This is a genomic window from Ruegeria sp. HKCCA5463, assembly GCF_013034175.1.
Classification (GTDB): Bacteria; Pseudomonadota; Alphaproteobacteria; order Rhodobacterales; family Rhodobacteraceae; genus Ruegeria.
In genome coordinates this window covers 1,114,885-1,140,861 of record NZ_WQFL01000001.1, presented here as the reverse complement: position 1 = coordinate 1,140,861, position 25,977 = coordinate 1,114,885, and the positions used below count along the sequence as shown (strand labels likewise).

The 25,977-nt window shown below is 58.2% G+C and carries 22 protein-coding genes; 6 read left to right on the top strand and 16 right to left on the bottom strand.

The window, feature by feature from the left end; translation table 11 throughout:
- Positions 1–89 precede the first annotated feature (89 nt).
- On the top strand, positions 90–1,679 hold the full coding sequence (gene glpD, locus GOW09_RS05660; RefSeq protein ID WP_371808018.1) for a glycerol-3-phosphate dehydrogenase: 1,590 nt from the start codon (positions 90–92) through the stop codon (positions 1,677–1,679).
- 71 nt (positions 1,680–1,750) lie between these two features.
- Here the strand turns inward: glpD and GOW09_RS05655 are convergent, their stop codons facing one another.
- The 11 genes from GOW09_RS05655 to GOW09_RS05605 all read right to left on the bottom strand — a co-directional run bounded on the left by GOW09_RS05655 (position 1,751) and on the right by GOW09_RS05605 (position 15,652).
- Positions 1,751–4,888, bottom strand: a complete 3,138-nt coding sequence (locus tag GOW09_RS05655) for an efflux RND transporter permease subunit (RefSeq protein ID WP_171116326.1) — start codon at positions 4,886–4,888, stop codon at positions 1,751–1,753.
- Positions 4,889–4,891: 3 nt separating this feature from the next.
- A complete protein-coding gene (locus GOW09_RS05650) occupies positions 4,892–5,992 on the bottom strand; it encodes an efflux RND transporter periplasmic adaptor subunit (RefSeq protein WP_171116571.1) in 1,101 nt (366 codons plus the stop codon).
- A gap of 302 nt (positions 5,993–6,294) precedes the next feature.
- The gene (gene metG, locus GOW09_RS05645) at positions 6,295–8,040 is read right to left on the bottom strand and encodes a methionine--tRNA ligase (RefSeq protein ID WP_171116324.1); all 1,746 of its coding nucleotides are present in this window, start codon (positions 8,038–8,040) and stop codon (positions 6,295–6,297) included.
- A gap of 291 nt (positions 8,041–8,331) precedes the next feature.
- Positions 8,332–9,552, bottom strand: coding sequence for an MFS transporter (locus tag GOW09_RS05640; protein WP_171116322.1), 1,221 nt, complete (start codon positions 9,550–9,552; stop codon positions 8,332–8,334).
- 80 nt (positions 9,553–9,632) lie between these two features.
- The gene (locus GOW09_RS05635; protein ID WP_171116321.1) at positions 9,633–10,229 is read right to left on the bottom strand and encodes a YceI family protein; all 597 of its coding nucleotides are present in this window, start codon (positions 10,227–10,229) and stop codon (positions 9,633–9,635) included.
- Positions 10,226–11,440, bottom strand: a complete 1,215-nt coding sequence (locus tag GOW09_RS05630; protein ID WP_171116319.1) for a CynX/NimT family MFS transporter — start codon at positions 11,438–11,440, stop codon at positions 10,226–10,228. The genes GOW09_RS05635 and GOW09_RS05630 overlap by 4 nt, the downstream gene beginning before the upstream one ends.
- A gap of 62 nt (positions 11,441–11,502) precedes the next feature.
- Positions 11,503–12,123, bottom strand: a complete 621-nt coding sequence (locus GOW09_RS05625) for an ImuA family protein (protein ID WP_171116317.1) — start codon at positions 12,121–12,123, stop codon at positions 11,503–11,505.
- Between the two features lie 48 nt (positions 12,124–12,171).
- On the bottom strand, positions 12,172–12,753 hold the full coding sequence (locus tag GOW09_RS05620; protein ID WP_171116315.1) for a TIGR02281 family clan AA aspartic protease: 582 nt from the start codon (positions 12,751–12,753) through the stop codon (positions 12,172–12,174).
- Between the two features lie 42 nt (positions 12,754–12,795).
- Entirely contained in the window at positions 12,796–13,413 is a 618-nt protein-coding gene (locus GOW09_RS05615) for a MarC family protein (RefSeq protein WP_171116313.1), read from the bottom strand.
- Positions 13,414–13,415: 2 nt separating this feature from the next.
- Positions 13,416–13,805: an ACT domain-containing protein gene (locus tag GOW09_RS05610; protein ID WP_171116312.1), complete on the bottom strand. Its 390-nt coding sequence runs from the start codon at positions 13,803–13,805 to the stop codon at positions 13,416–13,418.
- Positions 13,802–15,652 carry an ABC-F family ATP-binding cassette domain-containing protein gene (locus tag GOW09_RS05605; RefSeq protein ID WP_171116310.1) on the bottom strand — a complete coding sequence of 617 codons (1,851 nt, stop codon included), beginning with the start codon at positions 15,650–15,652 and terminating at the stop codon, positions 13,802–13,804. The genes GOW09_RS05610 and GOW09_RS05605 overlap by 4 nt, the downstream gene beginning before the upstream one ends.
- Before the next feature lie 106 nt (positions 15,653–15,758).
- Here GOW09_RS05605 and GOW09_RS05600 point away from each other — a divergent pair, with 106 nt between their 5' ends.
- Entirely contained in the window at positions 15,759–16,961 is a 1,203-nt protein-coding gene (locus GOW09_RS05600; RefSeq protein WP_171116568.1) for a multidrug effflux MFS transporter, read from the top strand.
- Between the two features lie 114 nt (positions 16,962–17,075).
- Positions 17,076–17,498, top strand: coding sequence for a nucleoside-diphosphate kinase (ndk, locus tag GOW09_RS05595; RefSeq protein ID WP_170344618.1), 423 nt, complete (start codon positions 17,076–17,078; stop codon positions 17,496–17,498).
- Between the two features lie 53 nt (positions 17,499–17,551).
- On the opposite strand, the gene GOW09_RS05590 is transcribed toward ndk, so the two are convergent.
- The gene (locus GOW09_RS05590; RefSeq protein ID WP_170344617.1) at positions 17,552–17,899 is read right to left on the bottom strand and encodes a TfoX/Sxy family protein; all 348 of its coding nucleotides are present in this window, start codon (positions 17,897–17,899) and stop codon (positions 17,552–17,554) included.
- A 305-nt stretch (positions 17,900–18,204) separates the two neighbouring features.
- Between GOW09_RS05590 and GOW09_RS05585 the strand changes: the two genes are divergently transcribed.
- The 3 genes from GOW09_RS05585 to GOW09_RS05575 are packed head-to-tail and all read left to right on the top strand — an operon-like array spanning position 18,205 to position 20,948.
- Positions 18,205–19,725, top strand: a complete 1,521-nt coding sequence (locus GOW09_RS05585) for a CHAD domain-containing protein (RefSeq protein WP_171116308.1) — start codon at positions 18,205–18,207, stop codon at positions 19,723–19,725.
- A 3-nt stretch (positions 19,726–19,728) separates the two neighbouring features.
- A complete protein-coding gene (locus tag GOW09_RS05580) occupies positions 19,729–20,484 on the top strand; it encodes a ParA family protein (RefSeq protein WP_171116306.1) in 756 nt (251 codons plus the stop codon).
- Positions 20,481–20,948 (top strand): CYTH domain-containing protein, encoded by a 468-nt coding sequence (locus GOW09_RS05575; protein ID WP_171116304.1) that lies wholly within the window; start codon positions 20,481–20,483, stop codon positions 20,946–20,948. Before GOW09_RS05580 ends, GOW09_RS05575 begins: the two co-directional genes overlap by 4 nt.
- On the opposite strand, the gene GOW09_RS05570 is transcribed toward GOW09_RS05575, so the two are convergent.
- From GOW09_RS05570 to GOW09_RS05555, 4 genes are all read right to left on the bottom strand, one after another.
- Positions 20,945–22,315, bottom strand: a complete 1,371-nt coding sequence (locus GOW09_RS05570; RefSeq protein WP_171116302.1) for an ATP-binding protein — start codon at positions 22,313–22,315, stop codon at positions 20,945–20,947. The two genes, GOW09_RS05575 and GOW09_RS05570, sit on opposite strands and share 4 nt — an antisense overlap.
- Positions 22,308–22,988: a response regulator transcription factor gene (locus tag GOW09_RS05565; protein ID WP_152457754.1), complete on the bottom strand. Its 681-nt coding sequence runs from the start codon at positions 22,986–22,988 to the stop codon at positions 22,308–22,310. The genes GOW09_RS05570 and GOW09_RS05565 overlap by 8 nt, the downstream gene beginning before the upstream one ends.
- 180 nt (positions 22,989–23,168) lie before the next feature.
- On the bottom strand, positions 23,169–24,605 hold the full coding sequence (locus GOW09_RS05560; protein ID WP_171116300.1) for a DegQ family serine endoprotease: 1,437 nt from the start codon (positions 24,603–24,605) through the stop codon (positions 23,169–23,171).
- Between the two features lie 750 nt (positions 24,606–25,355).
- Positions 25,356–25,955 (bottom strand): NTP transferase domain-containing protein, encoded by a 600-nt coding sequence (locus GOW09_RS05555; RefSeq protein ID WP_171116298.1) that lies wholly within the window; start codon positions 25,953–25,955, stop codon positions 25,356–25,358.
- Positions 25,956–25,977: the final 22 nt, after the last annotated feature.

The following is a 25,977-nucleotide window of genomic DNA, read 5'->3' as shown; positions in this document are numbered from 1 at the left end:
TGTTGCAAAAAGAAAAAAAACGAACATAAACATTGACGAAGCGAAAGTCATTCTGGCTAATGCCCGCAACCGTGTCAGGCAGGGAATCAATGGATATGCAGTCAACGGACAACCAGATCACAGACCTTTTCATCATCGGCGGCGGGATCAATGGCTGTGGAATAGCGCGGGACGCCGCCGGGCGAGGTCTTTCGGTGACGCTGGCCGAGATGAACGATCTCGCTTCTGCCACGTCCTCTGCCTCGACCAAGTTGTTTCACGGCGGATTGCGGTATCTTGAGTATTTTGAAATTCGCCTGGTGCGTGAGGCTCTGATCGAGCGTGAAACCCTGCTGCGCGCGATGCCGCATATCAGCTGGCCCATGCGTTTTGTGCTGCCCTACCACGAGGATATGAGGTTTGATTCCGAAACGCCGACTTCGCGGTTGCTCAGCACGGTCATGCCGTGGATGCGCGGGCGGCGTCCGGCCTGGCTGATCCGGTTGGGCCTGTTCATGTATGACAATCTGGGCGGGCGCAAAATCCTGCCGGGCACGACGTCATTGAACCTGCGGTCAGCGCCCGAGGGGGCCCCGTTGCAGGACAAGTTCGAAACCGCTTATGAATATTCCGACTGCTGGATCGAAGACTCGCGATTGGTGGTCCTGAATGCGCGTGACGCCGAGTCGCGCGGCGCGCAGATCATGGTCCGAACCGAAGTGACCTCGGCCGAGCGGGTCAGTGATCTTTGGGAAGTGTCCGTTCGGGATCGGAACAGTGGTGAGACTCGTGTGGTCCGGGCCAAAATGCTGATCAATGCGGGTGGGCCCTGGGTGGGCGACATCATTCAATCCAAGATCCGCGTGAACTCTCGCGAGGGCGTGCGGCTTGTTCGGGGCAGTCATATCGTGACGCCCAGGCTTTACGATCACGAAAAATGCTACTTCTTCCAGGGCGAAGATGGCCGCATCATTTTCGCCATACCATACGAGCAGGATTTTACCTTGATTGGGACAACGGATCAGGATCATCCGGACCCGTCGACCAAACCGGTCTGCACCGAGGCCGAGCAGGATTACCTGTGCGCCTTCGCATCAAAGTACTTCAAAAAAAGCATAACGCGCGACGATGTCGTGTGGACCTATTCCGGCGTGCGGCCTCTTTATGATGACGGCGCAAGCAGTGCCACTGCTGCAACGCGGGATTACACGTTGAAAGTCGATGCGCAGGGCGGGGCGCCTGTTTTGAATGTGTTCGGCGGTAAGATCACGACCTATCGCAGGCTTGCAGAAAGCGCGCTTGAGAAGGTCGGTGAGTTTTTTCCGAACCTGCCCGGCCCCTGGACCGCTGGTGTCGCACTGCCGGGGGGGGATTTTCCGGTGGATGCCGTCGAAACCCTGAAAAGCGATCTTTTGGCGGCCTATCCCTTTTTGACCCAAAGCTGGGCTGCCCGCCTGATCAGAGCTTACGGGACCGAAGCAAGGGATGTTTTGGGTGATGCAAAACAGGTATCCGATCTGGGAGAGGATTTTGGCGCAACCCTGACAGCGAAAGAGGTCGCGTGGCTGATGGACAAGGAATATGCCCGTTCAGCCGAAGATGTGGTTTGGCGCCGCAACAAGCTGGGCTTGCGGCTGAGTGCCGAGCAGATTGCGCGGATCGATCAATGGATGTCCGAACGGTCCGAGCATAAGGGATAGCCTGAAAACGCCTTGATGTTGTCAGCGGATTTGTAAGAAAGCTCCATCAGTTCAGATGGGGCTTTCTGTGTTCAGGCGGCTTTTTCCGTAGGGCCGGGGTCGCTCTTGCTGCCCTTCAACCATTCCCGCATGCCTTGCATCAGGGCATAGAGCACGGGCACCACGATCACACCAACCAGCGTTGCGGCCAGCATCCCGCCAAATACCGCGACACCAATCGCCTTCTGGCTGGCGGCACCGGCTCCGTTCGCGGCCAGCAGGGGGACAACGCCAAGTAGGAAGGACAGCGCAGTCATCATCACAGCGCGAAAACGCTGATACGCAGCCTCTGCGGCGGCCTCTTTGATGGAAAGCCCCTGGGCGCGTTGCTCCATGGCGAACTCGACGATCAGAATACCGTTCTTCGAGGCCAGCCCGACAAGCATGATCATACCGATCTGCGTATAGAGGTTGATGTCACTGCCCACGATGGCCACCGCCGCCACGGCCCCAAACAAGGCCACGACAACGGAAAGCAGGATTGAAACAGGTAAGGTCCAACTTTCGTACTGACCCACCAGGAACAAGTAACCGAACAGGATGGCAAGCCCGAGGATGATGATCACCAGACTGCCCGAAGCCAGCTGCTGCTGCGCTGTCCCCGTCCATTCGAACGCATAGCCCGGGGGCAGGGCGGTTGCGGATTCTTCGGTCATCACGCTGATTGCATCGCCGCTGGACAAGCCGGGTGCAGGGACCGCCGTCACCGTGGCCGACCGGAACAGGTTGTGGCGCTTCAGAAGGACCGGACCCAGCACGTTTTCAACGTCGATCAGTGTCCCCAGCGGCACCATGTCTCCGTTTTGAGAACGGACATAGAGGTTCGCGATATCTTCGACATTGTCCCGATAGGTCCCATCGGCCTGAATCATCACGCGATAGACACGGCCGAACAGGTTGAAGTCATTGACATAGTAAGACCCCAGCTGCGCCTGCATGGTCTGAAAAATCTCGGCGACCGAGACATTAAGCGTTTTGGCCTTTTCGCGGTCCAGATCAACGAACAACTGCGGGACGTTGGCGCGGAAGGTTGTATAGGCCTGCCCGATCTCGGGTCTCTGATTGGCCGAATACACGAACGAACCCACGGCCGAGGCCAGATCCTGCGGTGTGCCACCGCCGGTTTGCTGAACTTCCATCTCGACACCGGCGGACATACCAAGGCCCTGGATGGGCGGTGGGTTGAAAGCAAGGACCGAAGCCGCTGATTCACCGTTCGCGATCGCCAGCACTTTGGCCAGAATGGCGTCCGCGCTCAGATCGTCTTCCTGCCGTTCGCTCCAGTTTTCGAGGTTGACGAAAATCGCAGCGCCGTTGGTGATCGTGCCGTTCAGCATCGAAAAACCGTTGACCAGAACCGTGCTCGCGACGCCCGGGATTTCACTTATCTGTTCATCCAGACGTGCGGTCACCGCCTCGGTCCGTTCCAATGTTGCGGCATCAGGCAACTGTACATCAACGAACAGATACCCGTTGTCTTCAAGCGGAATGAATCCGGCCGAGGTGTTGGACATGATTGTTCCGGTTCCCATGCCAAGCCCAACCACGATGGCCAGCGCAATGGCCGGAAAAACCAACAGCTTTCGTACAATGGCGACATAGCCGTTGCGTACGGTGCCGATGAAGTTTTCGAACATCGCAAGCACCCCTTTGGGAGGGCCGGACCGGGGACGAAGAACCAAGCCGCACAGGGCAGGCGAAAGGGTCAGTGCGTTGATGGACGAGATTACGACAGCGGTCGAGATCGTAATGGCAAATTGGGAATACAGCCGCCCCGAGATGCCGGGCATGAACGTGACCGGCACGAACACCGCCAGTAGAACCAATGTGGTCGCGATGACTGGCCCCGTGATCTGGCCCATTGCTTTACGGGTCGCTTCAGCAGGGGGCAACCCTTCATCCGCAATGATGCGCTCCACGTTCTCGACGACGACGATGGCATCATCCACCACGATACCGATGGCCAGCACCAAGGCGAACAGCGATATGGTGTTCAGCGACATCCCGAACGCCAGCAGGAAGGCAAAAGTACCGATCAGGGATACCGGGATTGCCACCGCTGGAATGATTGTTGCGCGCCAACTTCCCAGGAACACGAACACGACCGAAATAACCAGAATGAAGGTCAGGATCAGGGTCGAAACCACGTCGTTCAAAGACGCCTCGACAAAGTCGGTCGTGTTGAAGGGGACATCATATTCGACATCCGTCGGAAAGGCGCGGGACAGCCGCGCCAATTCCGCCTGCACACGTTCCGAAACCGCCAATGCGTTTGCACCGGGGGCCTGATAGATGCCGATGACCGTGGCTGGAACCGCCTGAAAATAGCCCGAAGCCGCATAATATTCTGCGCCAAGCTCTACCCGGGCGATGTCTTTGACGCGGACGATGGCACCGGCGTCACCTGTCCGGATGACAATGTCACCGAATTCCTCTGCGGATGTCAGGCGGCCTTTGGATTTGATCGTGTATTGAAACGTCTGCCCTTCGGGAACGGGTGGCGCACCGATCGAACCGGCGGACACTTCGATATTCTGTTCCCGGATCGCATTGATGACATCCCCTGGTGTGATGGACAGCGCCGCCATCTTGTCCGGGTCCATCCAGATCCGCATGGCGTATTCAAGGTTGGTAAGAACATCGGCCTTGCCGACGCCTTGCACCCGCGCCAGCGCATCGCGCAGATTGATCGAGGCATAGTTCGACAGGAACACACTGTCATAGGTCCCATTTGGTGAAGTCAGAGTGACCAGCATCAGCATGTTGGTCGAAGATTTCTGTGTCACCACGCCAGACGAAGTCACTTCGGCTGGCAGCGACGACATGGCCTGCGCCACCCGGTTTTGAACGTTGACCGATGCGATGTCGGGATCGGTGCCGACCTCAAAGGTCACATCCAGCGAATAGGACCCGTTATCCGATGATCTGGACGTCATGTAGATCATGTCGTCCACACCGTTGACCTGCGCCTCAATCGGCGCGGCGACTGTGTTTTCAACGGTCTCGGCGTTTGCGCCGGTATAGGTGGTCGAGACATTGACCACGGGCGGGGTGATATCGGGAAACTGCGCGACCGGCAGCACAAGGTATCCGATACCGCCCATAATGGTCAGCACCAGCGAAATGACGAGCGCCAGCTTGGGCCGGCTGATGAACAGGGCTGAGAACATCTGTTACTCTCCCGGTTGCTCAGAGGCGACGACTGCGTCAACAGCGACGCCGGGGCGAACCCGTTGCAGGCCCTCGACAATTACGCTTTCGCCTTCGCGCAGCCCGTCCAGCACAATAATCGCGGTTCCAACCGTGTCACCGGTGGTGATGTAACGCTGTTCAACCATCTGCTTGTCGTTGACGACCAGGACAAACTCGCCCCGCTGATCGCGCTGCAAGGCGGCTTGAGGCACCAGAACCTGCAAGGTCGGTTCCAGCGCTTCGATCTGCACATTCACAAAGGCGCCGTCCAGAATCAGCCGGTCCGCGTTGTCGAACTGGGCGCGAATGGTAATTGCGCCGGTCAATGGGTCGATACGGTTGTCAACGAATACAATTCTGCCGACTTCATCCATCTCGGTGCCGTTGGGTAGGATGACGTGCACGTTCGGGCTTTGCGGGCTTTCCGCCAGCGATGCCGAGTTTTCACCATAAGTCTGTAAGACTGAGGTGAAGAGCTTTTCGTTCAACGAGAAATTCACATATATGGGCGTCTCGCTGACGATATTGACCAGAGGAGGGTTGTTTGGCCCGACCACATCTCCGACGCTGGTCGTGATCCTGCCGATACGGCCGTCGAATGGCGCATGTATCTGCGTGTAGCTCAGGTCAAGCTCGGCCTGCTGGATCGCAGCATTGGCCGCCTTCACCTCTGCCTCGGCGACCAGTTCGTTGGCGCGGGCAATGTCGCGTTCTGACTCTGGCGTCGCGTCGCGTTTGTAGAGCTCTTCTTTACGCGCCAGATCGACCTTTGCCAGTTCAAGATTTGCTTCGGCCCGGTTCAGATCGGCCTTTCGGGCCTCAAGCGTCGCCTCGTACAGGTCGGGTTCGATGGTGAACAGCAGATCACCTTCTTTGACGGTCGCCCCATCCTCGACCTCGCGGCTGTTGAGAAACCCGTTTACGCGCGCCACGATATCGACCTTGTTGATTGCCTCGGCGCGTCCGATGAACGTGGCTTCGTCGGTGATTTCCTCGGTATAGGCCGCCGCTATGGAAACCTTTGGTGGTGCCCCTTCTTCCTGCGCGGTCGCCGGATGCGCCAAACCCAAGGACATCAGCATGAATGCGGCGGCCAAATGCCTGCTGATCTTGTTGGGTGAAAGGAATGCTGGGGACATGGCGAAAGCCTCGTTCGATGCGGAAACAAAAGATACCGACCCAGTCGCCAGGGCGACGCGAGTCGGAGGAACCTGATCTCAGGATGACTTTTTTGCGCCGATATCTCAAGCGTGATGAGTCCCGCCCCGGTCGGGGCGGAGGTCAAAAGTTCAAGCAACTATGCTGGCTTAGGCCCTGACGTGGCCGTGGGGCCCAAACAAGAGGGGCCCGAAACGAGCCCCCTGCGTCCAATGCGCCGGACCGATCAGTCGCGGGTTCCCGCGAACCTGTCCTGCCATTCTTCGCGCTGTTCATCCGTTATCTTGGCGAACAGAACGTCTGGCACAGTAAAGTCGTGACCGGACGGCAAGGCGTTCAACGCGGTGGCAGCATCATCGGGCCAGCTGGTATCCAGCGTGTTCATCGCGCTCAGCATGCGGGCCGAGGTGTCGGGGATGAACGGCGCGCTGAGCACGGCGTAAAGCCGGATCAGATTCAGGCCAAGACGTACCTGCGCGGCGGCTTGCTCGGGGTCTTCCTTGAACGTGGACCACGGAGCTGCGGCCTGTAGATATTCATTTCCTGCGACCCAGATTGCCCGCAGCTCCTGCGCGGATTTGCGAACCTCCATCGCCTCCATATGGCCTTCATAGGCGCGGACACGTTTGGTGAGTTCTTCGATCAAGGCCTGCTCGCGGGGGCCGAACTGTCCACCATCGGGCACGGTCTCACCAAATTTCGAGCGGCAGAATTTGGTGATCCGACTGACAAAGTTGCCCAGAACGTCTGCAAGGTCCTTGTTCACCGATTGCTGGAAGTTCTCCCAGGTGAATTCGCTGTCGCTGCTTTCGGGCGCATGGCTCAGCAGCCACCAGCGCCAATAATCGGCAGGCAGAATGTCCAGCGCCTGATCCATGAACACGCCACGGCCCTGGCTGGTCGAAAACTGGCCGCCGTCATAATTCAGGTAGTTGAACGACTTGATGTAATCCACCAGCTTCCAGCGTTCTGGTGATCCGGTCTCTTCATTGTGCGCGTTGGTGCCCAGGATGGTGGCCGGGAAGGACAGCGTATGGAACGGCACGTTGTCCTTGCCCATGAACTGGACATAGCGCACGTCGTCCGCGCCCTTGTCGGTGCGCCACCAGCGTTCCCAATCCGCTTCGGTCCTGCCGTTGGCATCGGCCCATTCCTTGGTGCAGGCGATGTATTCGATGGGGGCGTCGAACCAGACGTAAAAGACCTTGCCTTCCATCCCAGGCCAATCCTGATCGCCTTTCTTGACCGGTACACCCCAGTCCAGATCGCGGGTAATGCCACGGTCCTGCAAGCCGTCGCCGTCATGCAGCCACTTCTTGGCAATCGAAGTGGTCAGGACCGGCCAGTCCGTCTTGCTGTCGATCCACGCATCCAGATTGTCCTTCATCGCGGATTGACGCAGATACAGGTGCTTGGTCTCGCGCACTTCCAGGTCGGTCGATCCGGAAATGGCCGAGCGCGGCTCGATCAGGTCCGTCGGATCCAACTGCTTGGTGCAGTTTTCGCACTGGTCGCCACGCGCGCGATCATAGCCGCAATTGGGGCAGGTGCCTTCGATATAGCGGTCAGGCAGAAAGCGACCATCGGCGTTGGAATACACCTGTTTCTCGCTGACTTCGCGGATCAGGCCCGCGTCATCCAGCTTGCCCGCAAAATGCTGGGTCAGGCGCTTGTTCTGCTCGCTGGACGAACGGCCGAAGTGATCGAAGCTGAGGCCAAACCGGTTGGCGATATCAGCCTGAATCGCATACATGTCGGCGCAATACTCCGCCACCGGCTTGCCGGCCTTGGCGGCGGCCAGCTCGGCGGGTGTGCCGTGTTCATCCGTGGCGCACAGGAACATGACCTCGTTCCCCCGGCCACGCTGGTAACGCGCGTACAAATCAGCCGGTAATTGCGAGCCGATCAGATTGCCGAGGTGTTTGATCCCGTTGATGTAGGGGATCGCCGAGGTGATGAGAATCCGAGCCATGATCCGTTTCCGCGTAACTGTCTGCGCGCCCGTCTACATGATGTGATCGCCCAGCAAAAGCCCGGCATTGACCTGCTTGTCGATTTAGATCCCGAAGGCAACGAAAATCGTGCTGCCGCAACGATCTGGATCGCGTTCCGGGGACATGCCCAAAGCTTTTGGGGCAAGCAGAGGGACTCCAACGCCTTAAATCCGAGTCGCAGTGCCCCGTCCTTGTTCCATACCGAACCAACCGAAAAGGCCGGGGTGATCAAAAAAGACATCCAAAGAACAGCGGGGGCGCCCAGTTTTTCACTCTTCCCGCGACCGTTTCAGAAGGCGACCAATCGTGAATGAGGTGCGCGGGGCGTAAACATAATTCGTGCGTTCCTCGGGGGTGGGGCGTGACCGCATCCGCGCCAGACCAAACACGATCAGGAAGACATGCCCGAACGCCACGAAGGCAAAGAGGGCACCCGGGCCAAATTGCTGGATCAGGGTCGAGGTTATGTAGGGCGATGCAATTGCCCCCAAGGCAAACCAGAACATCAGGGCAGCCGAGAGTTCCACCCGTTCCTCGGTCGTGGCAAAGTCGTTTGCGTGGGCGGATGAGACCGAGAAGATCGGAAAGGTTGTCAGGCCAAAGAACACGGCCGCCGACATGACCCCGATCGTTCCGGTGCCGCTGGCTGCCATGGTGACGCCGCAGCTGAGTACCGCGGCAGCCGACAGCCATATAAGGACCCAGCGCCGGTCATATTTGTCAGCCAGCCAGCCGACGGGGTATTGAGCAAGCGCTCCACCAAGTACGAAAGAGGCCAGGAAGAATGCGATCTGATCGACGCCAAGTCCGACCTCTTGCCCGTAAACCGGACCCACCATTCGGAACGAGGCCGAACTGAGCGCGGCCACGATCACGCCAGCCACGGCCAAGGGTGAGCTGCGCCAAGCCAGCTTGGGTTTCAGGCGGGGCGCGTCAGGTGTTTTGGGTTGGCTTGCTTTGGTCAGCGTCAGCGGCAGCAGTGACGCACAGCACAGGATCGCCAGCAGGTTGTACGAAACGTAAGAGGCCGGGGGCAGAACGGCGATAATCAACTGGGCGCACAGGGACGCGCCCATATCCGCGATCCGGTACGTTCCCATTGCACGCCCTCGGGTTTCATTGGTGACCTTCGCGTTCAGCCAGGCCTCGATCACCGTGTATGCGCCTGCCACGCAGGTGCCCGAGGCCACACGCAGGGCGGCCCAGATATATGGGTTTTCGGTCAGCGTATGTCCGATGAGGCCCATCGCGCCCAACGCGGTGCAAACTGCAAATGCGCGCGAATGACCGACATTGCCCATCAGACGTGGTGCCCACCAGCAGCCGATGAAAAACCCCAGAAAGTGCGAAGACCCCAAAAGACCGATCTGTTCGGTCGTGAAATCCAGCGTGATGCCGGATATGGCATCGAGTGGCCCGACGCCTCCTGTCGAAAGCTGAAGCAGAATGACCGAAAGAAACAGGGCTGCAAATGAAATGATCGTGCGCATGGTGGTCTCAGATTGGCAGGGTCGCCGCACAATGCGCGCATCAATTCGACTTTAGCGAGTCGTTTTTTGCCGTTCGGCGATCAGGTCGCGCGTATGATCTCGGCGCGGATGTCCAGGCCGACGGTGTCGTCAACCAGGTCAGGATAGCCCGAAGCTCCGAAGTCGTGCCGGTTCAAAGCGCCCGTCAGGCCAATGGTCAGGCGGCTCAGATCGTTCACTGCACTTCCTGCCTGCCGGTACAGATTGGCCTCCAACGTGATCGGGCGGGTCACGCCGCGGACCGTCAGATTACCCGTGATCCGTGCGCCATCTGATATTCGCCCTTCCGCGCCCAGCTGTATGTCCGTTGACACAAACCGGATCGTTGGGTGCTGCTTCGCGTCCAAAACGCTGGGGCTGAGCATGGGCATACGGGCAAAGGGAAGCCGCGTTTGGGCTTTACTGACGTCCAGCGTCACCGTGACCTGGCTGTTCTGCAGCCGACCTGTGTCAATCTGAACATCGGCGGTCCGGATCGGCATCGTCCCTGACTGTGTAACCCCCGCAAGATCAAACGTGAACCCGACCCGGGTGCCTTCATCCGACAGGATGTATGGCCGCAATGCGGCTTGTGCCGCCTGGGTCAGGGGCAGGGTTGCCAGCCCGGCAAGCAGGCTGCGACGGGTCAGAAGGGTCATGCCATGACACCTTCCCGTGTGGGGCGGGATCTTCTGAGCAGCATCAGAACGATCGCAATGTTCAGACCATTCCAAAGGATGCCATTCACGAACGCCAGTTGGTAGCTTCCGGTGAGGTCGTAGATCCATCCTGACATCCAGCCACCGAGTGCCATGCCAAGAATGGTCATCATCATGACGAACCCGACCCGCGCACCAGCTTCTTGCGGCGGCATGTATTCGCGGACAATCAACGCATAGCTGGGCACGATGCCGCCCTGTGCCAGACCAAAGAGCAGGCTGATGGCATAAAGCGACACCATTCCATCGTAGGGCAGGAACAGGAACAGGGCGATACATTGCAGGAGCGAACCGATCAAAAGCGTCATGACCCCGCCAAGCCGATCTGCCAACAAACCCGAGATGATCCGGCTGACAACACCACCCAATAACATCAGTGACAGCATCTCGGCCCCGACCGCGGGCCCATATCCCAGCCCGACGCAATAGGAGACGATATGAACCTGTGGCATCGACATGGCGACGCAACAACCGATCCCGGCCAGGCCCAGAATATATTGCAGCGCGCGCGGTGACACACCGACACTTCGTGCATTGATTTGGGCGGATGCTGCGGCGGTGCTGTGTGCCTCGACCGGAACCCTGCGGCGTAGCAGCAGCGACAGGGGAATGACGACGACAAGCGTCAGCACGGCGAGCGTCAGATAGACCTGTTGCCATCCATCCCGCGCCAGAATTCCGGACAGCATGGTGGGCCAGATGGCGCCGGACAGGTAATTCCCACTGGCGACCAACGCGACGGCAATGCCGCGCCGTTTCATGAACCAATGTGAGATATCTGCGATCAGCGGGCCAAACCCAATCGATGTGCCCAGCCCCAGCAGGAGATGCGCCGCGGATAGCAACATTATGCTCGGTGCCAGCGTTGCCAGCACATAGCTCAGCGCACTCAAGACGGCTGCTCCGATCAGGGCGCTGGTGACGCCCAGCCGGTCCACCACCTGCCCCAGCCACATGTTGCCCAGGGCAAAACCGATCATCGCCAAAGTGTACGGCATCGAGGCTTCGGCACGACCGGCCCCGAATTCGGTTTCGACTGCGGGCATGACCACGATCACGGCCCACATGCCCACATTCGCCACTGTTGCAATGGCGAGCGTGATCAGAAGGCGAAGCCAGGAATAGCGGCTGTCATGGATCGGATGGCTCATGTGGTGACGCTAGGGCGCGGCCCGCGTTTTGACCAGTCACATCTTGCGTGATCCGTGTGGCTTTATGCCGGTGTGTCTTTGGTTTCGATCCGTTCCAGATGCAACCCGGCACGGGCGGCGGTCATGGTGGCCTGCCATGTGACCGGGGGCAGGGCACGGGCGCGGCGGCGTGTCAGAGCCCAGATCCGAGCCTCATCCCGATGGGTGGCCGCCATGTGCCAGCGCGTTTCAACCCCTTGCGCGCCGCCATCTCCGGGTGTCAGCAGCAAACCAAGCGGAGCCCGCCCCATCGCACCCCCCTGTTCGGCGGCCAGATGCATCCGGCGTATCGGCGTGAGCCCCGGTGCGCCGGGCAGGTCGCCGATGATCAGCGGAATGGCCCCGCTGCGCAGCGCCTCCTCCAGGCACCACAGCAGATCTTCGGCACGGGTGGGATGAACAAAAATGAACCGGGCCGGATCGGCAAAGGCCATCATCCCATCGGGGTTCAGCTGGCCGGGTTCCCAGGCGGGGGAAATCCACAAGACCGGCCCCTGCGTCTGACCGGCCAGCCACATGGCAAAGCTGCGCCGGGCGGGGCCGCATGCCTCGTGCACGCGGCCCAGTTCCAGGGTGATCTGCGGATGGAGCTTTACCCCCGGCGCCTGACGCGCAGTTTTGTGGCCAAGAAGTTGAGTGGACATGCCGGAATGCTAGCATGTTCTATTTTTGTTCTCAAGTGGTCAGGGCCGTCAACGAGACAGGATCAACTTGCCATTTGCAAATTGGACGCTCGAGAAACGATGCAGGTATTCCATTCCCAAAAGCGATTTATCCAGCTCGCCCTCATTGACCCAGGCCGATACGTTCTGGTCGGTAATGGGGCCTGCGGTCAGGGTGTCAAGCCGCACCGGCGCTGTGCGTACCTCGCCGTTGGCGGTCAGGGCGCGGCCGAAATAGTTCAGTTGATCGGGATCGATGCCCACACGTTCTGCGTCCCGGGCACTGAGAACGATCTGGCTGGCGCCGGTGTCGACAAGAAAGTTGATCGGCTCACCATTCACCAAAACCGGCAGGTAATAGTGACCATCATAGGCACGAGGCACCTCGATCGCGTTGCCGGTGACGGTCATCTGCGGGGCAGGGCCAACCGAAGACCGGATGTCTTCCCACAGGCCGATGACGGCGATGACGCCAACAAAAATGAACACCCAGGCCATCACCTGCTGCAACGTCTTGTTCAGGGTCTGGCGGTTTTGCGAAACGAACCAGAACGCGACGGCCAGCCCAAGCACGACCAGATAGACCAATTGTCCGATATCGACGCTGTCCACAGGGTTCACCCCACTCAAGTTGCACGTCACATATATGGGGGTTTAAGACGCAAAACCAAAGGCCTTGAGGCCATCGAGAATGAACTGCACCGACAAGGCCGCAAGCAGCATCCCCAGCAGCCGGGTCAACACGTTCAGCCCGGTTTTGCCCAAAATCCGCGCGACCGCGCCAGAGGTCAGATACATCACGAAGACCATCGCCAGCACAACCAGCATCACGCCGATGACAATGGCAAGGCCCTGAATGCCCGGCTGCTGGCCCGCAAGCAGAATCATCGTTGCAATCGATCCGGGGCCTGCAATCAGCGGAATGCCCAGGGGAAAGACGGACGGGTCCGGGTGTTCCTCTTCCTCGGCGCTGCTTTCGCGTCGCTTGGTGCGGCGTTCAAACAGCATATCCAGCGCGGTCAGGAACAGCAGGACACCTCCTGCAACGCGGAACGCTTCCATCGAGATGCCAACAAACCCCAGAAGGGCTTCGCCAAAGGCGGCAAACAGGGCCAGGATGAAGCCTGCTGTCAGGCAGGCCCGAATGGCAATGGACCGGCGCGTGTGCCAGTCCATACCCTGTGTCAGCGCCACGAAGATCGGCGTTTGCGCGGGCGGATCAAGGACCACGAAAAGCGTTGTGAACGCGGTAATCAGAAATGCACTGTCCATTGTTATCTGCTGCTCCGTTGCAGGTCTTGCAGGATACGCAGGGCATCTTGCGAACAACCTGATGGGACATAGACGTGATCGTGGTGATACCCCGCGACCATGTTCGCGGGAATGCCGGCCCGAGCCAGCGCGCTGGAAACCGCCGCGGTCAAACCAACACCTTCCAGCGAGGAATGAACCTGCAACGTGATGCACCGCATCGCGACGGCATCTTGCGGTGCCGCAGCGATCGGGACGACAAGAGACAGCCCTTCGGCCTCGGTGCAGCTGGACCGCGTGCCCTGTGGCCAGGGCTTGTCTTCTGGCCATACGACAAAGGCAAATTCACCGGGCTGCAAATCGGGATGCATATCGGCAATCATAGCGTCGGTGTCTTTGACGGGTGTTTTCATGCTGTTTCTGCCTGTTCAAGCCGTTCGGCGGCGGCGACCCATAAAGCCTCGGCTTTTTGCATGGCCTCGGTGACTTCGGTGAACTTGCGGTTCCAGGTTTCCAGATCGTTGATCTTGTCGTCCTCGTACAGCGCCGGATCGGCCAGTTTGGTCGAAAGCTTGTCATGCATTTCCGTCAGCTTTTCGATCCGGTCCTCGCATTTGCGCAGATCCGCACGCAAGGCCAGTATCGTCTCGCGCGGGGGGCGTTTCGATTTGACCGCCCGGGGCTTTTCCCTGACGGGTCTGTCGCGCGCCAGCAGCAGGGACCGATAGGCTTCAAGGTCGCCGTCGAAAGGTTTGACCGTACCGTCCGAAACCAGCCAAAGTCGATCCGCGACAAGGCTCAGCAAGTGCATGTCGTGACTGACCAGAACCACCGCGCCGGAATAAGCCGTCAGCGCCTCGACCAGCGCCTCGCGGCTTTCGATGTCAAGGTGGTTGGTCGGCTCGTCAAGGATCAGCATATGGGGCGCGTCGATCGTGGCGAGCAGCAGTGAAAGCCGCGCTTTCTGTCCGCCCGACAGGCGCCCGACCTCGGTTTCCGCCTGATCCGCATTCAACCCGAACCCGGCCAGTCGCGATCGCCACTTGCCCGGCGCTTCGTCAGGGCGCAGACGGCGCAGGTGGTCCAGCGGCGTTTCGTCCACGTAAAGCTCATCCACCTGATGCTGTGCGAAATACCCGATGCGCAGCTTGTTGCTTCGGGTCATCTTGCCCGCCATGAGGGGCAGCCGGTCCGACAGTAGCTTGGACAAGGTCGACTTGCCCTGTCCGTTCTTGCCCAACAGCGCGATCCGGTCATCCTGATCGATACGCAGGTTCAGACGGCGCAGCACTTCGGTTTCGCCATAACCGGTGACGCCACCTTCGATCTGGATGATCGGCGGCGACAGTTCCTCGGGTTCCGGAAAGCTGAAGGCGCGCAGGGCGGCCTCTTGTGGGGTCGAGACCAGTTGGATGCGTTCGATCATCTTCAGGCGCGACTGGGCCTGAACGGCCTTCGATGCCTTGTAGCGGAACCGGTCCACAAAGCTTTGCAGATGTGCGATGCGGGCCTTGGCCTTGGCGTTTTCCGATTCCGCCTGTGCCAGCCGTTCCGCACGGCGTTCCGCGAACTTGTCGTAGGGCACGGCGTAATAGGTCAGCTTGCGGTCTTCCAGATGCAGGATCGACCCCACGGCGCGGTTCAGAAGGCCGCGGTCGTGGCTGATGATGATCACCGTGTGCGGATATTTGGCCAGATAGCTTTCCAGCCACAGCGCGCCTTCGAGGTCCAGATAGTTTGTCGGTTCGTCCAGCAGCAGCAGGTCGGGCTGAGAAAACAGCACCGCCGCCAGCGCAACGCGCATCCGCCAGCCGCCCGAGAAATCCGAACAGGGGCGCTGCTGGTCTTCGTCGTCAAAGCCCAACCCCTTGAGGATCGAAGCCGCGCGGGCCTCGGCGGACCAGGCGTCGATATCGGCCAGACGTGTCTGGATCTCGGCGATACGTGTCGGGTCTTCGGCGCTTTCGGCCTCGGCCATCAATGCACTGCGTTCGGTATCGGCGGCCAGAACCGTGTTGATCAGCGAAACGTCAGAGGAGGGCACCTCTTGCGCCACGCCACCGATCCGAGCGCGCTTCGGGACCGAGATATTTCCCGATTCCAAAGCCAACTCGCCTCGGATCAGGCGGAACAGCGTGGTCTTTCCGGTTCCGTTCCGACCGACAAGGCCAACCTTGTGACCATCGGGAATCGTCGCGGTTGCGCCATCAAACAATGGACGACCTTCAACGGCATAAGTGATGTCTTCGATCCGTAACATGGGGCGCTCTTAGCAGAGCTGTGTTGCCACCGCCAGCGGCTCGGCATGTTCAATCTTTAAGCAATGTGATAGCGCTGTGTCGTTTGCTATTCGGAACGGTTTTCACATGCGCGCGGCCCGGACACCTCCGCACTTGGTCACTCTGATTTTTGCCACGGCACTGTCGGTTTTGTCACTGAACATGTTCCTGCCGTCTTTGGCCCACATGAGTACGGATTTCGGTGTGGATTATGGCTTGGTTAACCTGTCGGTTGCCGGGTATCTGGCGGTCTCAGCCGTGTTGCAGCTGATCATGGGTCCGCTTTCCGATCGTTACGGGCGCAGACCGATACTTTTGATGTGCATCACCATCTTCGTCATCGCCTCAATCGGATGCTCTCTGGCCGAGGCCATTTGGACGTTCCTGGGCTTTCGTCTTTTGCAGGCCGCGGTGGTGGCTGGGTCAGTTCTTTCCAGCGCATCGATCAGAGATCGGTATCCGCCGAACGAGGCTGCAAGCAAACTGGGGTATGTGGCGATGGCCATGGCTTTAGCGCCAATGCTTGGCCCTATGCTGGGTGGGACGCTCGACATGCTCTTTGGCTGGCGCTCGGGGTTTGTTCTTTACACTGTGCTGGGGGCAGGGCTGCTGGTTTTGCTTTGGTTCGACATGGGCGAGACCAATATAAACCGCTCTTCAACTTTTACAGCCCAATTGCGCGAGTATCCTGATCTGTTTCGCGCCCGCCGATTCTGGGGCTATGCCTTATGCGCATCGTTTTCGATTGGTGGGTTCTACAGCTTCATCACCGGCGCGCCATTGGTCGCTGCCGCATGGTTTGATCTGAGCCCTGCCATGTTGGGACTTGGGATTGGTATCATAACAGGCGGGTTCATGGTCGGTAACTTCGTTACTGGTCGGATCGCGGCACGGACACGTCTGACCACAATGATCCTGATCGGCCGCGTTGTGGCTTCGACCGGGCCATTCTGCGGATTGCTTCTGTTCATCGCCGGGCTGGGGTCAGTCTGGGTATTCTTCGGTTCGGCTATCTGCGTTGGGTTCGGCAATGGACTGACCAATGCAAACGCTTCGGCAGGGGTCATGTCCGTGCGACCCAAACTGGCAGGCAGCGCGGCAGGGTTGTCCGGGGCGATGGTGGTCGGGCTTGGCGCGATCCTGACCTCGATGACGGGTGCGTTTGTCAGCCCTGAAAACGGGCCGTTTCTGGTTCTGGGCATGATGTGGGCCAGCAGTTTTGCAGGTTTGCTTGCAGTGCTTTACGTTCGGCGTCTGGACCGGGTAGACCCTTTGCCGGATACATTCTGAGCGCCAAAGCGGCAGGCAAACCATCATAACACTTTTCATGAGCGAAAGACCGTGGTACGCGGCGCGCGATGGATTTCGGCGCGGACCCGCGCCACATTGTAAGGAGAGGCCGACATGGCACTGGAACGTACATTCTCGATCATCAAACCCGATGCAACCCGCCGCAACCTGACCGGCAAGATCAATGCCAAGTTCGAGGAAGCTGGCCTGCGCATCATTGCGCAGAAGCGCATCCACATGACCAAGGAACAAGCCGGCAAGTTCTACGAAGTTCATGCCGAGCGTCCGTTCTACGACGAACTGTGCGAGTTCATGTCGTCGGCTCCGGTCGTTGTTCAGGTTCTGGAAGGCGAAGGTGCCATTGCCAAGAACCGCGAAGTCATGGGCGCAACCAACCCGGCGGACGCAGCACCCGGCACCATCCGTGCGGAATTTGCTGAATCGGTTGGCGAAAACTCGGTCCATGGTTCGGATGCACCGGAAACCGCGGCTGTTGAGATCGCATATTTCTTCTCGGGCATCGAACTGGTCGGCTAAGCCGGTTTTATGCCGAAAGATCGGGCCGCTCCGTCAGGGGCGGCCTTTTTTGTTCAGACCTGCTTTAGATCTTTGGGTGCAACGCGGACCCCGATGGCATCCAGATCAGCAACCATCCGGTTTTCCGGCGCGGTGCTGTTGCCGGCCTTGATCGCGTCGAAACGCTGTCGCAGCTTCTTTTTCTCTTCACCCTTGCAATCATTCCAGGGGCGTCCCTGAAGCCCCATCACCAAAACATAGTAGCCGATGAAATGTGCTTTGGTGCCAGCCCGCAAAAGCCGGGCATAGGCCTCATCCGCTCCCAGCTCTCGCAGTTCATCAGCCGAGTGGATGCCGGCACGCGCGCAGGCCTGCTCGAAAGCCGGGCCAAGGTTGCGGATCGAAGAAACCGGATCGCTCATGAGCCTGTCTTAATTGCACCTCCGGGGTCTGTCACCCATGTTTGCGCATTGTCGAAACATAATGTCTTGCTGTCTTGTGGTGTTTCCGCTCTCATGAGGTCATGCTGCCTCGGCGGTCCGGGTTTCAAAAGCCAACAGATACCAAAAGCGGGTCGGTCCAGGGCCAGACAGTCTGCTGGCCAAGGTAACAGCCGAATAGGCTGAACGTGATGAAGGATCAGAACCGTCGAAGAAGGAACCAACGTGCCGAAGATCGTTGAGACCAGCGTCAATGAATACCTGAAAACGCCCTGGATTGGTGGATCATGACCGAACCTTCAGGTGTTCAGTGCATTCTGTCCCAATCCATTGACAAAGCGCATGTTGAAAAGCTCATTCCCGGGTTCACGATCAGGATCGGCCCATCAACGGAATCGAGATCTTTCGTGCTTTTGGATTGCCACGATCAATCGTTGCGGAATTCAGGTCGTGTTCTGGTTGAGGTCGCAGAAACACTGTGGCTTTTCCAGAATGGCCGTGCGCCGCTGTCTCAACGCTGCAAGGGGCAGGGGCGGTTTGTTCAAGACCTGCCGCAGGGTCCAGTGACAAGGGCTTTGAAGGGTTTCCCCAAACTGCGTGCGCTGATGCAGATCGGAACCGGAGAGATTCAGACGAAACCCCTCGTCATATTGGATGAGCTTGAGAAAACTTTGGTCAGGGGAACGGTTTGGTGCCTGTCTTCGCAGACGGGTCAGGCAGCAATCGTTCAGCTTCAGCGGCTGCGGGGGTATGAGAAAGAATTTCAAAAAGTGAACACCGCGATATCCGCCTTGTCCGGGGGCGGGCCGGGTGTCGAAGCGCTTTGTGCCGGAATTTTTCCGGGCATGGCCGCCTATCGCGCCAAGCCAGAGATCAAGTTGGGAAAAGCTGAGCCATCTATTCAGGTCGCGGCAGATATCATTCAAACATATCTGCAAGTTGCCCGGCAAAACGAATGTGGGGTGATAGCCGATATCGACACAGAGTTTCTGCATGATTACCGGGTGTCATTGCGAAAGGTCCGATCCGTGATCAGCCTGTTCAAAGGCGTATTTTCCGACGCGCAGACAGTGCAATTGAAGCGTGTCTTTTCCGATCTCATGGCCGCCACCGGGCGTATGCGTGATCTGGATGTCTACCTTCTGGAAAAAGATAAATACTTCAGTCTTGTACCGCCCAGTCTTCACGCGGGCCTGCAAGAGATGTTCGACCTTTTCGAGAAGGAGCGCGCCAAGGAACTGTCACGCTTGTCCCGCCGGTTGCGCAGTGACGAATACGACGCCCGTATGTCCGATTTGGCGGCGATGTTCAACGGAACAGACCGCCTGGCGCCCGGATCAAACGCGAAACGGGCAGCACATGAATACGCGTGCACATTGATCTGGAAACGGTATCGCAAGCTCTGCAAAATCGCACGCGGTATCACCGACGAAACTCCGGACGAAACCGTGCATGACCTTCGTATCGATTGCAAGAAACTGCGCTATCTGATGGAGATTTTTGGGCCTCTGTTCGATGAAAAGAGCTTCAAGAACATCATCAAGCCATTGAAAAAGCTCCAGGACAATCTGGGCGTGTTCAACGACTGCGCTGTTCAGCAAAACTCCTTGCTGGCCTTTGTCGCGCAGCACAGCGACACGCGGGGCCATGTGGATGCGCGGATGGGCCTGGCCGTTGGGGGATTGATTGCGGTTCTGGATCAGCGCCAAAAGGCCGAGCGGAGCCGCGTGATTGCCAGCTTTCAGAAGTTTGACGGTCCAGATACCCGGCGCCTGTTTCAGAACTTGTTTCACCGACAAAAGGAGTGAGGAATGAAGATCATTGCCTGTTACAGCAACAAGGGCGGTGTTGGCAAAACCGCTACTTCGGTGAACCTGGCTTATTCCTATGCGCAGGCGGGGCAACAGGTGCTTTTGTGTGATCTCGACCCCCAGGGCGCTTCAGGGTTCTACTTTCGGGTGAAGCCATCAAAAAAACTGAAGGATGCGCGGTTTTTCGAGGATGTGGGGCGGTTTATCAAGGCGATCCGGGCCAGTGATTTCGAAGGGCTGGACGTGCTGCCGGCGAACCTGACCTTTCGCGACTTCGACGTGTTCCTGTCGCGGATGCGAAACAAACGCTCGCGGCTGAAAAAAGCTTTGATGGCTGCGGGCAGCGACTATGACGTGATCATTCTGGATTGCCCGCCCAACTTTTCGACTTTGTCCGAGAGTGTCTTCAAAGCTGCCGATGAAATCGTCGTGCCGGTCATGCCGACAACCCTGTCCGAGCGGAGTTTCGATCAGTTGGTAAGTTTTTTTGAACAACGCAAGCTGCGCAAGAAAAAGCTGCGCGCCTTTTTTTCGATGGTGCAACACCGGAAGGTTTTGCATCAGGAAACCATGAAGGCGATGCGCAAGCTGTATCCGAAACGCTTTTTGCAGACGGTGGTTCCTTTCGCTGCGGATATTGAAAAGATGGGTCAGTATCGTGCCCCGGTCTGTACCTATGCCGGGCGCAGTGCGGCCTGTGCGTCTTACAGGGCGCTGTTCGAAGAGCTGGAAAACGGAGTGATTTCGAACCAATGAGCAAGGAAATCGAGCGCAAGTTTCTGGTTTCAAGCCTGCCGGACCTGAGCGAAGCGAAAAAGGCCGTTGTAAGACAGGGTTATCTGACGGCCCCCGACGATTCCACCGAGCTTCGGCTGAGGCAAAAGAACGATGCGTATTTCCTGACCTTGAAAGGGGTCGGTGGCCTGGTCCGGGTAGAACGAGAGGCAGAGATCACCGCGGATCAGTTCGAAACCTTCTGGCCGGAAACCGAAGGGCGCAGGGTTGAAAAAGAGCGCTACACCGGCCATTTGCCGGATGGCTTGCTGTTCGAGCTGGACGTCTTTTCAGGCGATCTGGCACCGCTGCGCCTGGTCGAGGTAGAGTTCACCTCGGAGGAGCAGGCCAAAGGATACGTGCCACCGGATTGGTTCGGTGCGGATGTCACCGCTGACACGCGTTACAAGAACAAAACCATGGCGATATACGGTGTTCCGGATTAACGCAGTTGTGCCAGATTGATCGTGGTTTCCAGCCCGGGGTCGCAGTTCCGGGCGGCAAATTTTCCGCCGTGCATATGTGAGATTGCGGCCACCAGAGCCAGGCCCAAACCCGCATTCCGTTCCGTCCGCGCGGGGTCAAGTGTCACGAAAGGAAGCTGAAGGCGATCCAGTTCTTCAGGCGGCACGCCGGGGCCACGATCCCTGACGCTCAGTTGGGTGAAACCGTCGCGAGTACCGATCGAGATCGTGATTGCAGTATGTTCCGGCGCGTAACGCATTGCGTTTTCCAACAGATTGGAAAGAGCTTGCGACAGAAGGGGCCGGTGCCCCTGAATGGCCGGGGCGGAACCCTTGACTTCAAGCTGCACGCCTTGATCGGCGGCGACCGGGTCATAAAGCTCGACAACATCACCAACAAGTTGCTGCAAATCGATGGTTTCGAATTGCTCGCGCCCCAGGCCGGCCTCGGCCCGAGAGATTTCGGTGAGCTGCCCCAGAACCCGCAGGACGTGATCGATTTCACCCGTCGCCCGCGCAATGTCGATCTCGCGATCCAAGTCGCTTTTGTCGGGTTCAGAGAGGGCCTCGACCCTTTGCCGCAGACGAGACAAAGGTGAGCGGAGATCATGTGCAATCGAATTAGATGTGGTCCGAAGGTTGCTTATCAACTCCTCGATCCGGTCAAGCATGTTGTTCAATGTGCCTGAAACCTGATCGAATTCGTCCCCGGTTCCGCGCAGCGGCATCCGTTTTGACAGATCGCCTGAAACGATATTCTCGGCCGTACTGGCGATATCCGAAAGGCGCGAAAACACCAAACGCGTGAACAACCAGCCGGTGATGACGCTCAGAACCAAAGCAATCCCAAGCGCCAACGCAACCGAGCGAAACAAAACCCTGTCGAATTGTTGGCGCGACGCTGCATCCCGTCCAACCAGCAGGCGCTCGCCGCCCGGAAGGCGGATGGATGCAGCTGAAACCGGCACAAGCTGATCATTGTCGGCCCGGCGCAATTCCAAGTCCACCCAACCGCTTCCAGCGGCAATGTTCACCGGCCAAGACTTGAGATTGCCGACAAGTTTGACCCCCAACCTGTCTGTCAAAAGATACAGCGCGTCCCGCTCGGCGGCACTTGGCAAACGGCGCTCAATTGCAGTGATCAAACCTATCAGCCCACGCCTTTCGTATTCATCCGCAAGCCCTGTCAACTCGGCTGACACGACCGAGCGGGTTTCGGCCTCGATGCTTCGATTGGCGGTCACATAGACGATGGCGAGCACAGACGCCGTCAGAATCGTGCTCAGAAACATGCTGGTTGCAACCAGCCTTGTGCGGGAATTGTTCAGGGAAAGCCGAAGGTTATCCATCGGACATCATGTAACCCGCTCCGCGGACAGTTTCAATCAACGGCGCGTCACCGCCTTCGTCCAACTGGCGTCGCAACTTCGAAATATGCACGTCCACGACGTTGGTGTTTGGGTCAAAATGATAATCCCAAACCCCTTCAAGCAACATGGTGCGCGACACCACACGGTTTTTGCGGCGCAGGAAAAATTCGAGAATCTGAAACTCACGCGGTGTCAGGGTGATCTCGTGCCCGTCGCGTGTGACTTTGCGAGTCAACAAGTCCATCTGAAGGTCTTTGCAAGTCAATGTCGGCGTCTCTTCGGATTCCTGAGGGCGACGCAAAAGGGCTTCGATTCTGGCGTGCAACTCCTGAAACGAAAAAGGCTTGACCAGGTAGTCGTCAGCGCCCGAGCGCAGCCCTTTTACCCTTTCGTCCACGGCGCTCATCGCCGTCAGCATCAAAACCGGGGTTTTCAAACCGGCGGCCCGCATCGACTTGATCAGCGACAGCCCGTCCAGACCGGGTAGCATCCTGTCAAGAACAATGGCGTCAAACCCACCGTCCGTGGCATGGTACAACCCCTCACGACCGTCAGCAGCGGTTTCGACCACATACCCCTCTTCGCCAAAACCTTTGGCGATGAAGTCCCTGGTGTCAGCATCATCTTCGACGATCAACAGACGGCGGCTCATGGTCGGGATCCTTTCTTTTGATATTTAAACACAAATTTTAACTAAAGCATATGGTTAGAAGCAGTTCTTGCCGGGTGCTGGGCCGGCACCCGGCAAGCCCGGCGGATAGTGGACAACTCTGATCCGCCGGGTGAGGCGTGCGCCGAAAATCCCCATCAAGCGGCGCACGCATGTTCAAGGTCAGGCCAGTTCGACCGCGACAAAAATCTGGCTGCCGCCACGGTTGATCAGCACCAGGGCAGGATCGGTTTTCTCACTGTCAAGCGCAGCCTTCAAAGCATCCGGAGTGACAATGTCCTGATTGCCGAGCTTGACGATCACATCGCCGCGCTGCAAGCCAGCCTTTGCCGCAGGGCTGTCGGGCTTCAGGTCGGTGACGACGACGCCCTCGACGGTTTCAGCAACACCGGTTTCTGCCCGAACCGCTTCGGTCAGGGGGGCCACGGTCACACCCAGAGTTGTTCCCGCAACTTCCGCCTCGACCGGTTTGTCGGCCTCGGCCGATGCGACCTGATGCTGGCCAACCGTCAAGGTCACCGTTTCCATCTTGCCGTCACGCAAAACGGTCAGAGTGCTGTCGGTGCCGACCTTGGTCGTACCCACAAGGATGGGCAGGTCACCGCTGGACTCCACGGCATCGTCGTTGAAGCTCAGGATAACGTCTCCCTGCTTCAGGGCGCCGTCTGCCGGGCTGCCGGCAACCACGTCAGACACCAGCGCACCCGAGGAAGCCTCGATTCCCAGCGCCGCCGCAAGTTGTGGGCTAACGTTCTGGATCGATACGCCCAGCCAGCCGCGGCTCACCTGTCCGTCATCCCGCAGATCGGCCGCGATGTGTTCAACGATGTTCGACGTGACGGCAAATCCAAGCCCCACAGAACCACCGCTGGGTGAATAGATGGCCGAGTTCACACCGACCACTTCGCCATCCATGTTGAACAGGGGACCGCCCGAGTTGCCTTTGTTTATCGCTGCATCTGTCTGGATGAACTCGGCATAAGGGCCTTCCGAGATGTTGCGGCCTTTTGCCGAAACGATGCCTGTGGTCACGGTCGAGCTCAGGCCGAAGGGGTTGCCGATGGCGACCACATCTTCACCTACGCGGATCTCGTCACTGTCGCCAAGCTCCACGGCTTGCAGGTCAGTTCCTGCGTCGATTTTCAGAACCGCGATATCCGTCAACGGGTCCGTTCCGACCACTTCGGCTTCGAAGGTACGGTCATCGCTGAGCCTTACGGTCACGGTCGAGGCATTGTCGACGACATGGTGATTGGTGACAATGTATCCGGCTTCGTCCAGAACAAATCCCGAACCCAGGCCCTGGGACGGGCCGCGTTGCGGCATGTTGAACCCTTCGGGGCCGCCGAAGCGTTTGAAGAATTCACCAAAAGGGTGTCCTTCGAAGTCAAAGTTTTGCCCCTGGGTTGGGGTCGGCGCTGTATCTTGTTCAGCGATGATGGTTACGACCGAGGGTGAAACGGTCTCAACCAGATCGGCCAATGCCTCGTCCGCCATGGACGGTATAGCCGTCGTTGCCAGTAGGGCCGCGCCGAGCGCGCTGACACCCACCCAGTTGGAAGTGCGGGGAAGTAGAAGCGAGGATTTGCGGATGCTCATTTGTGTCTCCTGATTATCGTCGCGCAGTTGCGGCTGCGCGTTGAGACAACAGATGCCTGCTCAGAATTGGCGTTTCCTGACTGATCAATTAATAAATCTTAATTTTGCCACAAAGCCGGTGTTGGGTTGCGGTCGACGTCGATCGGGATTCGCGGAATTTCACCGATCCGCACCAGAGCGAATCGGAGGATTGTTGCTAAAAATGGCGTCAAACTTTCAAAAATATTGAATTTGTTTTGTTTTGTTGACAATCATCCTTCCGAATGATGGAGAAAAAAGCTGCTCTTCCAATGGTTGTGGGTGGGTCTGTGTGAGGCATGGCTTGACACACTAAAAATCTTATTGAGTGCGGATATCGGTGAATAAGTTTGCGCTTAATCACGAATCGCTACCCCTCCCGAATTTGAAGAGTCTCCTTTAAGTTGATCCTAGTCTCGCGCGATGTTGCGTAAAAGCCATTCGCAGAAGACCCAAATTAACCATTCCTTCCAATTTTACGTTGTTTCGAGCGATCGGATAAGTGAGGATGAGGGTGCCCAAGTGAGGGGAGTCAAAAGCGCTAGGGGGCGCTGGCGGCTAACTCGATCACTAGAAGTGATAACGGCGTGTTAACGAGGGGGTCTTGTTTAGGTTTGGCTGTTTGAGAGCCGGAGTGCTTCTGAAAGCACACTGGCCGCGCTTTGGAGATTGAGCAAAGTGGTAGTCCTGTTTTGGGCACCGGCCCGGTCGATAAGACCGGGCCGTGTTTGTTCAAGGGGCATGTTTTCTGTGCCAGTCCTTCCAGTCATCCGGGGTATCCAGATCCAAAAGTGCGTTTCGGCCAGGCAGCGGATGCAGATGAACAAAGTCTTTATGCTTCCGCACGATCTCTTGTGCACCGTCGTCCCCCTGCAACTGTGACAGTTGACCAAAAAGGGATCTGTCAAACACCACCGGATGACCGGGTTTTCCATCCTCGGTTGTACCACGCCAGATCAGGTAGTCGGGATGGGTTAGTCGCGCTTTCAGGATTGTTGCCAGGTCAGCCTGAGTCAGATCGGGCAGATCGGCCAGCAAAACCATCGCGGCGGATGCATCCGGCGGCAGTTTTTGGATTGCGGCGCGCAAACTGGCGTTCATGCCTTCTGCCGCATCCCGGACCGGAACGATCTGGACATCCATGTCATCAAGTGCGCCATATCTGGGATTTGGTTCAGGGGGCAGGGCGACAATCACAGGACCCACGGCGGAGGCTGTGCGTGCCAAGCGGGCTAGTAACGGAATGCCGTTGATCGGCTGCATCAATTTGTCGATGCCGCCCATGCGGCTGGATTGACCCGCTGCCAAAAGGATAATGGGTATTTCGGTCATTTCGGTACAATGCCGTGGGCCC

Excerpts from the sequence above, each read along its gene's own strand:
- glpD (WP_371808018.1), top strand. The coding sequence starts at position 90 with ATGGATATGCAGTCAACGGACAACCAGATCACAGACCTTTTCATCATC.
- GOW09_RS05655 (WP_171116326.1), bottom strand. The coding sequence starts at position 4,888 with ATGTTCTCAGCCCTGTTCATCAGCCGGCCCAAGCTGGCGCTCGTCATT.
- GOW09_RS05650 (WP_171116571.1), bottom strand. The coding sequence starts at position 5,992 with ATGCTGATGTCCTTGGGTTTGGCGCATCCGGCGACCGCGCAGGAAGAA.
- metG (WP_171116324.1), bottom strand. The coding sequence starts at position 8,040 with ATGGCTCGGATTCTCATCACCTCGGCGATCCCCTACATCAACGGGATC.
- GOW09_RS05640 (WP_171116322.1), bottom strand. The coding sequence starts at position 9,552 with ATGCGCACGATCATTTCATTTGCAGCCCTGTTTCTTTCGGTCATTCTG.
- GOW09_RS05635 (WP_171116321.1), bottom strand. The coding sequence starts at position 10,229 with ATGACCCTTCTGACCCGTCGCAGCCTGCTTGCCGGGCTGGCAACCCTG.
- GOW09_RS05630 (WP_171116319.1), bottom strand. The coding sequence starts at position 11,440 with ATGAGCCATCCGATCCATGACAGCCGCTATTCCTGGCTTCGCCTTCTG.
- GOW09_RS05625 (WP_171116317.1), bottom strand. The coding sequence starts at position 12,123 with ATGTCCACTCAACTTCTTGGCCACAAAACTGCGCGTCAGGCGCCGGGG.
- GOW09_RS05615 (WP_171116313.1), bottom strand. The coding sequence starts at position 13,413 with ATGGACAGTGCATTTCTGATTACCGCGTTCACAACGCTTTTCGTGGTC.
- GOW09_RS05610 (WP_171116312.1), bottom strand. The coding sequence starts at position 13,805 with ATGAAAACACCCGTCAAAGACACCGACGCTATGATTGCCGATATGCAT.
- GOW09_RS05605 (WP_171116310.1), bottom strand. The coding sequence starts at position 15,652 with ATGTTACGGATCGAAGACATCACTTATGCCGTTGAAGGTCGTCCATTG.
- GOW09_RS05600 (WP_171116568.1), top strand. The coding sequence starts at position 15,759 with ATGCGCGCGGCCCGGACACCTCCGCACTTGGTCACTCTGATTTTTGCC.
- ndk (WP_170344618.1), top strand. The coding sequence starts at position 17,076 with ATGGCACTGGAACGTACATTCTCGATCATCAAACCCGATGCAACCCGC.
- GOW09_RS05590 (WP_170344617.1), bottom strand. The coding sequence starts at position 17,899 with ATGAGCGATCCGGTTTCTTCGATCCGCAACCTTGGCCCGGCTTTCGAG.
- GOW09_RS05585 (WP_171116308.1), top strand. The coding sequence starts at position 18,205 with ATGACCGAACCTTCAGGTGTTCAGTGCATTCTGTCCCAATCCATTGAC.
- GOW09_RS05580 (WP_171116306.1), top strand. The coding sequence starts at position 19,729 with ATGAAGATCATTGCCTGTTACAGCAACAAGGGCGGTGTTGGCAAAACC.
- GOW09_RS05575 (WP_171116304.1), top strand. The coding sequence starts at position 20,481 with ATGAGCAAGGAAATCGAGCGCAAGTTTCTGGTTTCAAGCCTGCCGGAC.
- GOW09_RS05570 (WP_171116302.1), bottom strand. The coding sequence starts at position 22,315 with ATGGATAACCTTCGGCTTTCCCTGAACAATTCCCGCACAAGGCTGGTT.
- GOW09_RS05565 (WP_152457754.1), bottom strand. The coding sequence starts at position 22,988 with ATGAGCCGCCGTCTGTTGATCGTCGAAGATGATGCTGACACCAGGGAC.
- GOW09_RS05560 (WP_171116300.1), bottom strand. The coding sequence starts at position 24,605 with ATGAGCATCCGCAAATCCTCGCTTCTACTTCCCCGCACTTCCAACTGG.
- GOW09_RS05555 (WP_171116298.1), bottom strand. The coding sequence starts at position 25,955 with ATGACCGAAATACCCATTATCCTTTTGGCAGCGGGTCAATCCAGCCGC.